Raw genomic sequence first — 12,511 nt, forward strand, 5'->3', positions numbered from 1 at the left:
GCGCCGGCTACGACCGGAAGTCAGGGCCGGGCGACTGCTGGCCGAACGGGGCAGGCGGTGGCACGACGGGGCGCCGGCGCTTGACGATGACCACGGCCAGCACCGTCACCAGCCCCAGCACCGCTACGCCGACGACACCCCAGATGACGTACGCCGACCGGTCCTGGCTGGAGGAGGCGTCGGACCCGTCGGCCGGGGCAGTGGGAGCCGCTGAGGCTGCGGACGCCTGCGACGGCGCCGGCAGGGGGCCGTTCTTCGAGCCTTCGGGGATGTCCTCCGTCAGAGCGCTGTAGGGGCGGATGAAGCCGTAGCCATAGTGCTTGTCCGGGAGCTTTGTGCCCTTCACGGAATCCGGCAACTTAGCTGTCTTCACCAAGCGGTTGGCAATCTGGCCAGCCGTGAGGTCTGGGAACTTCGAGCGGAGAAGGGCGGCGGCGGCTGAGACGTAGGCGGTGGCACTCGAGGTACCCGTACCGTGCTGGTATTGGTGATTCAGTCCCGCACTGTAGTTGTCCACGCCTGGCGCTGAGAGCAAGGTGTTCGACCCGTAGTTGGACTTCTCCCAGATCTTGCCAGAGGAGTCGACGGCGCCCACCGAGATCACTCCGGGGAAGCTCGCGGGATACTCCGGCGTCGCAACTCCGTCGTTCCCGGCTGCTGCGACGATGACCGCGTCCTTCTGCCGTGCATACCTGACAGCGGCGGCCATGTCCGGGTTCTTGAAGTTGTCCCCCAGTGACAGGTTGATCACAGACGCGCCGTGATCGACGGCGTAGCGGATCGCCTGTGACACCGGTTTGGCGGTGCCCATTTGCAGGTCACTATCCGTAATGGCGCGCAGTGGGAGGATCTTTGCCACCGGCGCCAGACCCTTGATGCCCGCAGTGCCTCCCTGCCCATGGCCGTGCCCAGCGATCAGCGAAGCCATGCCGGTGCCATGGGAACTATCCCCCTCACGGTCCGCACGACCACCCTCAAGGAAGTCTTTACCGGGTAGCACCTTCCCCACGAGATCCGGATGGGTGCCGTCGACGCCGCTGTCAATGACGGCGACGGTCACCCCCCGACCTGTAGACACTTTCTCAATCGCGTCCGCATCGAATGCCGACAACGCCCACTGACGATCGCGAATGGAATCCGCGGCTGCAGGGGGAGTCAGCTGCGCGAGGCCGGCCACGCACAGCAGCGCCGTCCCAACCGCCGTTGTCATCCTTCGCTTGAACGTCACGCCTTGCCGCTTCCTTCCGAACGATCCTTTTCCGCCTCGCCGCCTTGTTGTTCAGGCACGTCAACTTCGGCGTTCTCGACAGGGGCAGTCACCCCGACGACTTCGGGCACAGTGTCGCGCTGCGAAACCCAGGTCTCCTCGTCCTCGACCAAGTAGTCAGGCCTCGACCGCTGACGCCTCTCCTTTTCGTCCCGGGCCGATCGTCCGCCGGGCGGCACGCCTATCGTGCCCCGACCGGGAGAAGTCGTCCCCGAACCGCCGCTCAGACTGCCACCGCGGCTACGGTGCAGGCCAGAACCACCCTGTGCTCCGCGCCCAGGTGTTCCGGGCTTACCCGGCTCACCGATGACACCGCCCGGACGCCGAGCCAGCCCTCCTTGGCGGCCACCCGCAGCCCCCTTCCCCGCTGCCCCTGAGCCGCTGACGCCTCCGATGGGAGGTCGCCCGGCCCGTCCTGGCTGACCGGGGGAACCTGGAATGGCGGACTTCCCCGACCCTGAACGAGCGCCGGGGGGCGTGCTGGGACCGCCAGGCGCACCAGGGCGTGCTGTTCTGCTGCTGAACCGGCCACGGCCACCGGCCGATGGCTTGCCGCCTATAGGCATAGCTGGCCCACCAGGGCCCGAACCGGATTCCCCCGGGGTTCCGCCAATTGCAGGTCCTCCGCCCCCTGGGGCAGGAGGGATAGACGGAGTGGGCACACCGCCACGGACGCCGTCCAATGCCGTACCCGGAAGTGGGGCCTTCGGCACAGAGGTGCGCGCTCCCGGTTCGGCGGGACTGTCCGTACCACCACCCACGTGGCCTGGACGGGGCGAAGCAGCTCCTCCCGCCGACGTCGAAGTGCCGACCGTCTGCCGGCCTCCCGAACCCGAGCCGGCCTTCCGGGGGCTCGCCACAACCGGCATCACGCCAGCTGCAACATCTGGCGGTGGCACCGTCGAGTCCGGCGCAGCGACAGGCGCATCCGGTTCTCTCTTCCTCGGCCCCTGCAAAGTCTGCGCCTTGACGTTGTACGAGGCCCCGAGCCTCTCCATATAGGCGGCCGCCTCCAAGGCGATCTCCCGCCCACGGGACAGCGTGCCCCGGTTCTTCTCCAGCGCATCGCCGGTGCCCATGCCCTTGGCCAGGTCCTGCTTCAGGCCGTCATCGCTGCGGGCACCGAAATCACTCAGCCAGTCCGCACCGTCCTGGATCTTCGATCCGATGGCTTGGAGGACGTTGCCGCCCTTCGAATCGGACTCGGAGTCCTGCAAGGCTGTGACAGCCCTTTGAGCATTGCGAAGGTCGATCGCAGCGGACTTCAGGGTGTGCGACGTATTCTTCGCGTACAGAGAGCCGTTCTTGAGGCTCGTGCTCAGCACCTTCGCACGCGCCTCGAATGCCTCTGCCGCCGCGCCATGCCAGTACTCACGGACATCTGCGATGGCCTTCTCGAGCAGATCCCGCACACTGCCGTCCGGCGCATCGCCGGCCAGCTGGTCATGCACGTACATCCAGTGGTCGGCGATCTCATCGACTTTGTCCGGCTGTGCGTCGCGCACCATGGCTTTCAGTGCCTCAAGCGTATGGCTTGAGAAATTGGTGGTGTGCCCGCCCCCGCTACCCATCTCGTTCCTCCCCGTTGTGCCAGCTCACGTGAGCAAGCCGGCGGCACTTCGCCTCAGCGCATGGATTTGCGGACTTCTTGCTCACGGCTGTCGTAGCCGTCGTGAACGGTCCTTGTCTTCTTGCCGGCGTCGGCAATCATGTGCTTCAGCTCGGCGACCATCTCGGCGATCTCCCGCTTCATCCTGCCGTGCGCATTCCGAAGCCCGGCCTCCTCGGCGAACCCCTGACCGAGATACCCCTCCGGCAGCTCCGTCTTGTACTCCGCGGTGGTCCCGACCCCATCCATGGTGTCTACAAGCGAGTTGAGCCGCGTGATGGCTTGCTGTAGTGCGCTCAGATCGACTCGGTATTCCTCGGCCATCTGTAACTCCCCCCGGTGTCACGCATAGGTCTGCTGCCTGGCCCTGAAGCCCCACAGCAGACCCATGTAACCCTCCATCAGAACACCAGGTCAACCGGCTACCTGCTGGGAGCCAAGGCGCCACGGATCTGTCCTGAAAGTGACGCGGATCTGGCCGACGGGACGTTGGAAGACGGCTCTCCAACTCATCTCGCATACCCGTAGGGCGCATACCCGCACATCGGTAGCCGACCGATGTGCCGCTTGCCGGTGCGGTGAAGCTGAGGCCCTCACCGCACCGGCAGTGCCGTCACGGAAGCTTGAGACCCGTACAGCCGTGGCGCTTTGCTGACCTGGTGGCAAATTCCTTCAGGGCGGTCTTGGCAAGCCTTCCATCCGGCGACAAGATCCGATCCCCGTCGGGAACGCTGGTCGCGATGTACAACGCCGGGCCGCCGGAAGAACACTCGGCCGAAGCCCAGAACGCACTTCCTTTATGACCGGAAGGCTGCTCCGGATCGAATTCGTCTCCATAGCCTGCCTGCGCCGGCAGCGCCTGAACAAAGGGGCCATAGAAGGCACTGAGGCGATAGTGCGAAGATCCGGAATCGGGCAATAGGTAGCAGTTTTCGATCGGCGCTTTCGGATCGGTTGCACTCTCGCGAACAGTCGTGCTGATGCCCGTGCAGGTCCCCTTGGCGGCACCTGGCTTCACCTCAGCGTGGGCGGTGTTCACCGGCACTCGGTCGATCGCCGAACCAGTCTGGGCTTCGCAGCCCCACGCCTTAGCTGCGTTCTGTGCAGTCTTTACGGATGTACGCGCAAACCGGGCACGCTGGACAGCCTCTTCCATCGACCGCATGGCATTCCCTTGCACAGTGACAATCAGTGAGGAATGCCGTGCGTCACTGCCGCGGTTTGCGCAGGGCACGTTCACCATGGCGACAAGGTCGTTGGTCATGGGGATCTGGTCCATCACGCCTTGCCAGCCGTGACCGAAGGGAATCGCCATGCCCACGTCACCATAGGGTGTGAAGCCGCCGAAGTCGTGGAGGGGGCCTGCGGCATCAGGATTCCAGTCGAGCGCCACCGACACCCAGGAACCCCCATCAGGGACACCTACGGAACACTTGTGGAGACGTCCCGCACGAGGGCTGACGCCTTCACCTTCTTCAATGTCGTGCCCTCGCAGGCGGTCACCGCCCAGCAGTTCCTTTATCTCCGAGGTGTCCACGCTGCCCCTGCAGGTGTCGGCCAGACTGCGACCATCCTGCCAGCGGTCATACGATCCACTGAAATAGAAGGCTCCGGGCGCGGCAACCATGAGCAAAACAACTATCGTGATCAATAGCCGTTTGCGGTTCAAGCGTTTTACGCGGGGATCTGGATCCCCGATCCGGCGAGTTTCCGTTGCTTCCGTCATGTCAGCTGTTTTCTCCGCCGCGACCGAGGGCAACTTGAGTGTTGTTGCGGCCGTTCTGGTAAAAGCCCTGCATATCGTTCTGGGCGAAGTCGACATCCGGGGCATCGGAGTCGCGCCCGTGCGTCTCGTACCACTTCGCCACCATCGCATTGACGCCGGCTTGTCCGCCCTTGTCGACCTCACCAAGGACGTTTTCCTCGATGTCTTCCGCGGCGCGTGCTTTGGTAACCGAATCCATATGCTCCTGCCAGGCCGTAGCGCCCGCATCTGTAAGGCGTACCGCGATGTCGCCAACGACGGGGAACTTGGTAACGATCCCCGCTGTCGTGTGGTATCCGGCCTTACCTATAGCCCACTTGTGAGCCCCTAGTTTGCCATCCCGGTCGTCGAGGATAACGTCACCTTGGACAGCGTCGATAGCTCCCATCGCCTTGGCAGAATTAGACATGACACCCTTGATTTCGTCCGCACTTGCACTCGGTGCGATGTCAGCCAACTGCTGTGCCACATGCACGGTCTCCGCCGACTGAATGACGTGATACGCCGCCGGATCTTCCGAGACCCCGCGCATGACCCGGATCAACGAACCCCTGTCAACGGCCATCCGCAACTGACCCGTTTTCTTGTCATTCCATACGCCCGAGCTGTCCTCCGCAGAGTGTCCAGAGGCCTTGTCGTTGACGCTGGTAAGAATGTGATGCGTATCGGCAACGTAGTCACCCAACGCATTGGCGATCGGGCGATGCATGCCGTCAGGAAGCTTCTTGTTCTCCATGCCACCGTCAAGCATGTTGATGCTGTCGCGCATGATCCTGGCTTGCGATGCGGTGTGCTCGCGCACAGCGTCCTCGTGACCCGGCTGATGCCCGGTGGCGCCGGCTTCGATGGCCAGGGCCAACGAACCCTGTCCGGTCTTCTCGTGGAACCCGTCCTTCACCCACTCACGGTCATCCACAAGGTATTTGAGATTACCGTTCTCACGAGGCTCGCCAGGGTCGAGGAACTGGGTAGCGGCTTCCGGATTCGTGCTCAGCGCGTCCATGTACCCCGTCATGGGATCGGCGCCCGGCCCGTCTCCTGAGTAGTCGATCCGCGGCATGGTGGAGTCTGGAGCCCACAGCTCCCTGGGGGTCGCTGGGCTTCTGGACTGCTCGTACTTCACGAGGTCTCGGCCGTAGTCGTTGAGGAAGTCGGTGTCGTAGGCACCGCTGCGCATCAGGCTACTCATCAACTGGTAGCCCTTGGCGCTCGGGCCGCCGCTGTCGCCCGGGTCGATGGTCTGCGGCCCGAGTGCCAGCATCTTCTCTTTCCACCCGTCCATCGCCGCGCTGTCGCTCTGTGTGGCGATGCCGAGTGTGGAGCCGAGGCCGGCCTGCAGCTGCTTGAGGGCGGCATTGCGTTCGCTGCCCCGCTCTCCGGAGTTCGGCCCTGATGCCTCACGCCAGAATTCGAGTACGCCCTTCGGTCCCATCGTGGTAGCGAACTTCTCCGCGAAGACCATGTCGTTCTTGCGCTTCGCGAGGATGCTTCCCAACCTGTCCAACTCCTCGTTGGACAAGTTCTCGCCACCCTTACTGGCGAGCCTGAGCGCCTCGGCGGTGTCCTTCTGGGCACCTCGCGCCGCATCCAGGGAGGTGTAGATGTTCTTGTTGAACGAGTCGCTGTTCTTGCCGTTGGAGTCCTGGCGTAGCGCCCAGTCCGCGGCTTCGTCCGCTGCGGTGGCATCTCGCAGCACCTTCTCGATGCGCCTTTGCATGGCCTCGATTTTGGCCTTGCGTTCCGGGAGGAAAGTGTCGCGATAGGCGTCGGTAAGACCTTGGTTGTCGAGATCGGCATCGATGACCGTGCCGCCGTCCAGCACTTCGAGCTTCTCGGCCGACGCTTCCTCATCAATGATCCGGCGGAGCTTCTTCTGTGCGCTACTGAACTCGGCGTGGGCATCGAGCAGCAGAGTCGCGATGGCTTGTGCCTCCTCCGCCGCGGCACCGTACTGTTTCTTGATCTCGGCGAGTGACTTTTGCGCCTGGTCGGCTGCGTTCCCGTGCCAGTCGGACTTCAAGGGCTTGGTGACTCGGGCCTCGAACAGCTCTTGTAGTCCCTGGTACTTCTTCGGCAGCAGCTTCCACTCGTCCGCCGCTGCCTGGAGCTTTCCGAGGTCGGCGTGGAGGAGGTCGGAGAAGGTCACCATGGTCAGTTCCTCCCGCCGTCAAGCGAGTCCATCCTGGACTTTTCGGCGTGATCGGTCTCGTCATACGAGTTGCTGGTGTTGTGCAGCTTCATGGTGGCGTCGGACAGCAGCTTGCTGAGGTTGACTGCTTCGTCTGCCCATCGCCGGTGCATGGTGCCCAGCGCGTCGGCGGTCCGCCAGCCGTGCAGTGCACTCGACGCGATATCGGTTTCCGACAGGGCGTGCTGATCCACCTTGTCGGTGTCGCCCCGTAGGTCCTCCAGTGCCCTAGCTGCCTTGGTCAGCGCGGCCGTACGGACCGATGTCTGCCGGCCACCATGCCCGCGGCCTGCGCCCCCACCAGCGGAGTTGAGCTCCATCGTCACGTTCTGCCTCTCGGCAGCGTCCGTGAGCGTTCCGTCCGCGTTGTAGCGGAAGGGATTGAGCCGGCGGTCCCAGTCCTGGTCATAGGTCATGCGCTTCCCCCGTGGCGATGCAGGCCAATCATCATTATGAACACACAGCGGAAGGAGCCTACGACGTCAAGTGAGCGGGAGCAATCAACCCAGCGGTTTGTTTCCGCACCGGGGCTGACCTGCGGAAAGGACGGCAACGGACGTGGGTGCAACTACCACCGAAGGTGATCCAATTCGCTCCTGAGAAGCGAGATGCCGGGGGAGGTGTGGTGGATGGCCAGTCAACGGGGCCCTTTGGCTCTGCGGCCCAACCAGCCTACGTCGTGGCCGGGTTCATCGGCTTCCACAGGGCGCCCTGGACGCCGACATGCTGTTGGCATGGGCTGGCGATGGCGCCTCTTGTGAGCGATGTTGTCGTCAGTGCCGTCAACGGACGAACCTAGCTGCATGGTTGGCGCCGCACCGGCCCGGAGTGCTGATTGCCTCGACGATATCGAGAGCGCAAAGGCTCCTGGGTGGCTCTGCCTGTGCCCTACCGCCGCTCAGCCAGGTAAGTTCCGGCCAGCGTGCCGTCGTAGCCTGCGGACTGGGCGGCCGCTTCGAGGCTCGGGAAGTACTCACCGCCGGAGTCGATCAACCCCTCGAAGTCTTGCCGGCTGATTTCGCGTTCGACCCACTGATGGGAGCAACGGCAGCGAATGCTGACGGTGTTGCGATCGCAGATGACCATCCAGTCCCGTCGGGCACTGCATCGCGGGCACATGACGGTGATCCCGGTGATGGCAAGTTCCTCCGGGTGCGTAGTGCAACGGAGGTGTACTTCACCGGACTGCTGCGTTTCGGCCTGAAGGCGCAGCAGCGGATCATTGTCAGGGTTAGCCGGCGGCAGCACGGTTCTGTGGACTCGGACGTCCTCGCTCAGCATCCGCATCATCTCCTTCTTGCCTCTTCGATCAGCACTAGCAGGGACCGGGTCTGGTGTCCAGCCCTTGCTTCGCAGGTCAGCGCCTCGGCGGGCGCGTACGCGGATCGGGCTGCGCCGCACGAGTTGGAGGCACGTTCGGCGTTGGCCGTACCGAGCGGACTTCGGCCGGGGGCGTCGTTCGAGCGTCACGCGCACCTGGTGGGGTCACGGCCGCAGGCAGCTTGCCCAGACGTCGCAGTCGCCAGACGAGTACGTCGGTGACGCGGTCGGCGGTGTCCAGCTCTCGCCACTCGATCGCCTCCTTGAGGAGTGCGTCGGGGTCATGGCCGGCGCGCTTGGCTTCGTCCAGAGTGGCGGCGAGGGCATCCCATCCGGGCTCGCGTCGGATGCGGTCGGCTTGGTCGGGAAGGGTGGTCGTGATGGTGCCGGTGTATCGCCTTCGCGTGGGTTCGGGGAGTCGGCGGCCGTGCTCGCGCATCGCGTTCATGGGGAGGGTGGCGGCGGCGCGGTAGGCGGCGCGCAGGTGCTGGACGGCCAGCTGCGAGGCCGCTGCTTGCTGGGCATGACCGCGGGCGGAATGCCAGCGCGCGGCGGCAATGGCCACCAGGACCATGGTGGACAGGAGCATGGCGGTGGCGCCGCCGTCTTCGCCTTTGCCGAGGGCGTTGCCCGCGCGGACGATGCCGCGGGCGGCGGAACGCACTGCTCGGTTGTCGGCGCGCTCGGCGCGGATGTGGGAGCGGGTGGCTCGTTCGAAGGCGCGGGCGGCTTCGCCCAGTTCCTTGCGGGTGGATGCTGGGGAGGTCTGGGCGACCGCGTCGAGCAGTTCGCCCATGCCCACCAGTTGCGCTGCGGCGCCTTTGTCGTCATCTCCGCCAAGCACGGTTGCTGCCCGCTCGACGACATGCGCCGCTTCGCGGCGGGCGTGGGCTGGGCAAGACAATGGTTCACCCGGCTGACTGGTGTGCTCGTGCTCGTCGCTGAGCGGTCCGGCGTCGAAACGTTGGCGGATCTTGGGCAGGGAGAGATCCGGGGCGAGCTTCGAGCCAGCGAACCAGATGGGATCGCCTTCGCGGTTGCGGTCGCCGGGGAGGGCGACCTTGTATCCGAGGGTGTCGCCGGAGGGGGCGAGGCGTCGGTTCACCCGGAGGCCGGCTTCAGCCAGGCGGCGGAAGAACTCGTCTTCGTCAGCTGCTCCGGCGACGGCCTGCCGGACGGATTCCCGAAGTGTCTCGCGGGGCGTTTCCGTGCGGCCGATGCGTTCGGCTTTCGAGCGTTCGGCGCTGGTGGGGCGCTGTGCGGCGGTGCGGTCACCGCCGTTGAGGATCTGCAGGCCGAACTCGGCTTCAACCTTGCGGCATTCGGATTGGGCACGGATGCCGTCCTGGTGGCGGCGGGGTCGTCGTCCGTCTTCGCGGACGAGGGTGGCTACGAGGTGGATGTGGTCGTCGGCGTGACGCACGGCGACCCAGCGGCATGCCTTGTCGTCGCCGTCTTCGGCGATGCCGGTGACATGGACGATGCGGCGGGCGGCTTCGGCCCATTCGGCGTCGGTGAGGTGGCGGTCGCCGGGTGCGGTGCGTACGGAGCAGTGCCAGACGTGCCGGGCCGGTCGGCGATTCTTCGGAAGGGCGAGGACCGGGTGGTCGAGTCGGTCGGTGAGCTGCTTGAGGGTGGCGGCTGGGTCTCGTCCTGGGTCGGGGGCGAGTTCCGGTATCCAGGCGGCGACCAGGTGTGGGTCGGTGTGTTCGTCCCTGCGGCCAGGGCCGTAAAGGTAGTTGAGCAGTCCGTAGGTGCGGCTGCCAATGGAGATGTCAGGGACCACGGTCAACGCCTTGCCATCTCGATGGCGGCCGCTTCGACGCGAGCAGCCGCACGCAGGACTCGAGCCACTGCCTCGTCCGCGTAATGAGCCTGGCCACCGGAGTTGAGGACACGGGCCACCTGGTTGAGGTTGTTGCCGGCGCGGGCGAGCTGCGCGCTGGCGGCCATCAGTTCTTCCACCCGGCCGCGCTGGTCCAACAGCCATGTCTTCGGACCTCCTTGCGCCTGGGCAATTGTGACCGCGGCGTCGGCGAGGAATCCGGCGGTCTTCAAACCGACGGCTTCGGCGGCGCGCTTGACGGTGTTGAGTTCGTCTTGCGTCAGACGGACGCTGCGGACTTGGTCGCGATGCACGCTCTGGCGAAGGCGCGGACGCGTGCGTGGCGCGGCGGGTGTGTTTGGTTCCCCTTCCGGCTGCGGTCCGCCCTCGGTCGCTATCCCAGAGCCCGGTGCCCCCTGGTGCCGGGCCTCCCCCGCTCCCTCTGGGGCGGGGGCGAGCCCGTCCGAAACTCCTGCGCAGCCCGTGGCAGCGGAGGAGTTTCGGAAGGTACAGCTTGCTCGGCCTCGGGTCGGGCAGTGGTCATGCTGCAGTTCAGGGGTGGCGCCGATCGGTTCGGAGGGCGTCATCGGGGCGTCTCCGCGGTGTGGCCGCGCACGTCGCGGAGGATCTCGGCGACGTAGTCGAGCGCGAGGACTGGGTGGTGGAGGGTTCGGGGTGTGCCTGTGGGCGTTCGCTGGACGGTCCAGCTCCCGTCGGGCCCGGATTCGGCGCGGTGGAGGTGCCCGTGGTCGCGCAGCACGGTGATCCAGGCGTCGGCCTCGGCGTGGGTGGCCGATGTGGTGCGCATCGTGATGACTCCGCGGTCTGGAGAGGTCGATGGTGTGATGCATGGGGCCGGGTGGCCCGGCGGTACAGGTCGGCCGGGCCAGCCGCTCGACGTGGCTCGTTCGTCAGCCCGTCTCGGTGCCCGAGCCCTTATTGGCCTCAGTTCGGAGCTGCTGCATCAGGGCGGTCAGTCGGTCGTTGGCGAGCGGGAGGTTCTGTCCGCGGATGGCGTCGGCAACGACCCGGCGGGTGATCTTGCCCGCCTCTGTGACCGCCTGGCGGGCGATCAGCAGGAGGTTGTCGGTCACCGGACCGGTGTCCGGGGCGCCGTTGTCCGAGGTCTCCGGAGCAGCGTCCGGATGGTTCTCCGGCTCTGCGACGGACAGGGCTGGCAGGTGGAGGCGGGTGACCGAGGCCGATCTGGTTGCCGGTTGTCCTCCCAGGTCAGCGGTGCGGCCATCGTGCTCAGGCGCCGGCTCGGCCAAGTCCTCCTGCTGTCGGGAGAGGTCGGCCCTGGCAGCCGTCTCCTTACTGTCACGGCCGGCCCTGACCACCGGCCGGTTGGTCTCCGGGGCGGACGGCGCAGCTGGGTGTCCTGAGGTGACCGGTGCCAGCCGGTGCTCGCCCCGGCCGACGGGGGTGTCCCGGCGGTCAGCGGTGACCCGGTCAGGTCGGACCCTGGAGGTGTCCTGCTGTCCGGGGAGGCCGGGTTTGGTGACCCGCCGGGCGATGAGGATGTACAGGTGGACCGCTCCTGCCAAGGCGAGCGGGGCGAGGGTGGACAGGATGCCGACGGTTACGTCGCCGAGCCGAAGCCCCGAACCTTGCGGCTGCTGTTGGTTGAGGCGCACGGCATGCAGGGCGTTGGCCCAGATGCTGGCGGCCGTCGCGGTGCCGAAGAGCAGCCAGACGTAGCAGCGGGGGGCAAGCGGTGCGCTGCGCAGGACCAAGAGTGCGCGCACGCCGTAGGCGATGAAGCCGTCGATGACCAGAGGGAAGACGTACGTCAGGAGTCCGCGGATGTGGATGGCCGTGGCCATCTGTTGGAGGGCGTCGTACGAGAGAGCGCACCCGGCGCCGCCAAGGGCGACGATGGCGGCCCGGTCCCAGCCGGTGATCCGCGTCGGCAACGGCGCGACGTCGCTCACGCGGCCGTCCCGAGGTCGTCGCGGGAGGGGATGTTGGCCGTGGATTCCTTCATCGCCGTGAACTGCCTGTTGGTCTTGTCCTTTCCCTTGTTCGCATGCTTCTGCTGCTCTACCGCGCGGTTGCGGATCTCCCGACGGGTGCGGCGGTAGAGCTTCTGGGCGTGTTCGTCGGTGACCTTGAGCAGCCGGGCAAGGCGTTCGGCCGGGGTGCCGGCCTGGTAGGCGGCGCGGACGACGGCTTGGCGCTCTGCGTCGGTGAGATGGATGTCGCGGCCCGCCAAGGCTGCGTTGACGCGGCCGTAGTTGAGGCGGTGCTGGAACTTGCGGTGCAGGGGGTCCCGCTCCTCTTCGGTCATGCCGCCGCGGATGCCGTCGCGGTCGCCGTTTTCGAGGGCGGCGTCGAGGCAGATGCCTCGGACGGGGCACTGCGCGCACAAGGCCTTGGCGGCGCGGATGAGGTCCATCTCGTCCGGCTCGGGAAAGAAGAGGTCCGGGTCGACTTGGTGGTGGGTGGTGGATCGGCAGGCGGCGCGGTCGTGCCAGGTGTGGTCGCCGAGGGTGCGCGGCGTCTGGTTGTCGGTGTTGTTCATGGGGCGTCTCCAG

The 12,511-nt window shown here is 66.1% G+C and carries 12 protein-coding genes; all 12 read right to left on the minus strand.

The window, feature by feature from the left end; genetic code table 11:
• Positions 1-7: 7 nt before the first annotated feature.
• The 12 genes from mycP to K7C20_RS07865 all read right to left on the minus strand — a co-directional run bounded on the left by mycP (position 8) and on the right by K7C20_RS07865 (position 12,498).
• Positions 8-1,228, minus strand: coding sequence for a type VII secretion-associated serine protease mycosin (gene mycP / locus K7C20_RS07810; RefSeq protein ID WP_078952783.1), 1,221 nt, complete (start codon positions 1,226-1,228; stop codon positions 8-10).
• Entirely contained in the window at positions 1,225-1,380 is a 156-nt protein-coding gene (locus K7C20_RS07815; RefSeq protein WP_160328686.1) for a hypothetical protein, read from the minus strand. The genes mycP and K7C20_RS07815 overlap by 4 nt, the downstream gene beginning before the upstream one ends.
• Before the next feature lie 1,511 nt (positions 1,381-2,891).
• Positions 2,892-3,200, minus strand: a complete 309-nt coding sequence (locus tag K7C20_RS07820; protein WP_030078762.1) for a hypothetical protein — start codon at positions 3,198-3,200, stop codon at positions 2,892-2,894.
• A gap of 289 nt (positions 3,201-3,489) precedes the next feature.
• Entirely contained in the window at positions 3,490-4,602 is a 1,113-nt protein-coding gene (locus K7C20_RS07825; RefSeq protein WP_150127147.1) for a hypothetical protein, read from the minus strand.
• Between the two features lies 1 nt (position 4,603).
• Positions 4,604-6,790 carry a DUF6571 family protein gene (locus K7C20_RS07830; protein WP_030078760.1) on the minus strand — a complete coding sequence of 729 codons (2,187 nt, stop codon included), beginning with the start codon at positions 6,788-6,790 and terminating at the stop codon, positions 4,604-4,606.
• A gap of 2 nt (positions 6,791-6,792) precedes the next feature.
• Positions 6,793-7,245, minus strand: coding sequence for a hypothetical protein (locus K7C20_RS07835; RefSeq protein WP_053208367.1), 453 nt, complete (start codon positions 7,243-7,245; stop codon positions 6,793-6,795).
• 472 nt (positions 7,246-7,717) lie between these two features.
• Positions 7,718-8,110, minus strand: a complete 393-nt coding sequence (locus K7C20_RS07840; protein ID WP_030078758.1) for a hypothetical protein — start codon at positions 8,108-8,110, stop codon at positions 7,718-7,720.
• A 76-nt stretch (positions 8,111-8,186) separates the two neighbouring features.
• Positions 8,187-9,935, minus strand: coding sequence for a relaxase family protein (locus K7C20_RS07845; protein WP_053208368.1), 1,749 nt, complete (start codon positions 9,933-9,935; stop codon positions 8,187-8,189).
• Between the two features lie 2 nt (positions 9,936-9,937).
• On the minus strand, positions 9,938-10,288 hold the full coding sequence (locus K7C20_RS38115; protein ID WP_229893484.1) for a plasmid mobilization protein: 351 nt from the start codon (positions 10,286-10,288) through the stop codon (positions 9,938-9,940).
• A 269-nt stretch (positions 10,289-10,557) separates the two neighbouring features.
• The gene (locus K7C20_RS07855; RefSeq protein ID WP_030078748.1) at positions 10,558-10,782 is read right to left on the minus strand and encodes a hypothetical protein; all 225 of its coding nucleotides are present in this window, start codon (positions 10,780-10,782) and stop codon (positions 10,558-10,560) included.
• Between the two features lie 103 nt (positions 10,783-10,885).
• The gene (locus K7C20_RS07860; protein ID WP_030078746.1) at positions 10,886-11,908 is read right to left on the minus strand and encodes a DUF2637 domain-containing protein; all 1,023 of its coding nucleotides are present in this window, start codon (positions 11,906-11,908) and stop codon (positions 10,886-10,888) included.
• Entirely contained in the window at positions 11,905-12,498 is a 594-nt protein-coding gene (locus K7C20_RS07865; protein WP_030078745.1) for a WhiB family transcriptional regulator, read from the minus strand. Before K7C20_RS07865 ends, K7C20_RS07860 begins: the two co-directional genes overlap by 4 nt.
• Positions 12,499-12,511 lie beyond the last annotated feature (13 nt).

This window comes from Streptomyces decoyicus, assembly GCF_019880305.1.
In the GTDB taxonomy this organism is placed as follows: domain Bacteria; phylum Actinomycetota; class Actinomycetes; order Streptomycetales; family Streptomycetaceae; genus Streptomyces; species Streptomyces decoyicus.

What these genes read in the sequence shown, in the direction of transcription:
- K7C20_RS07825 (WP_150127147.1), bottom strand. Translation starts at nt 4,602, where the DNA reads ATGACGGAAGCAACGGAAACTCGCCGGATCGGGGATCCAGATCCCCGC.
- K7C20_RS07840 (WP_030078758.1), bottom strand. Translation starts at nt 8,110, where the DNA reads ATGCTGAGCGAGGACGTCCGAGTCCACAGAACCGTGCTGCCGCCGGCT.
- K7C20_RS07865 (WP_030078745.1), bottom strand. Translation starts at nt 12,498, where the DNA reads ATGAACAACACCGACAACCAGACGCCGCGCACCCTCGGCGACCACACC.
- K7C20_RS07835 (WP_053208367.1), bottom strand. Translation starts at nt 7,245, where the DNA reads ATGACCTATGACCAGGACTGGGACCGCCGGCTCAATCCCTTCCGCTAC.
- K7C20_RS07830 (WP_030078760.1), bottom strand. Translation starts at nt 6,790, where the DNA reads ATGGTGACCTTCTCCGACCTCCTCCACGCCGACCTCGGAAAGCTCCAG.
- K7C20_RS07820 (WP_030078762.1), bottom strand. Translation starts at nt 3,200, where the DNA reads ATGGCCGAGGAATACCGAGTCGATCTGAGCGCACTACAGCAAGCCATC.
- K7C20_RS07855 (WP_030078748.1), bottom strand. Translation starts at nt 10,782, where the DNA reads ATGCGCACCACATCGGCCACCCACGCCGAGGCCGACGCCTGGATCACC.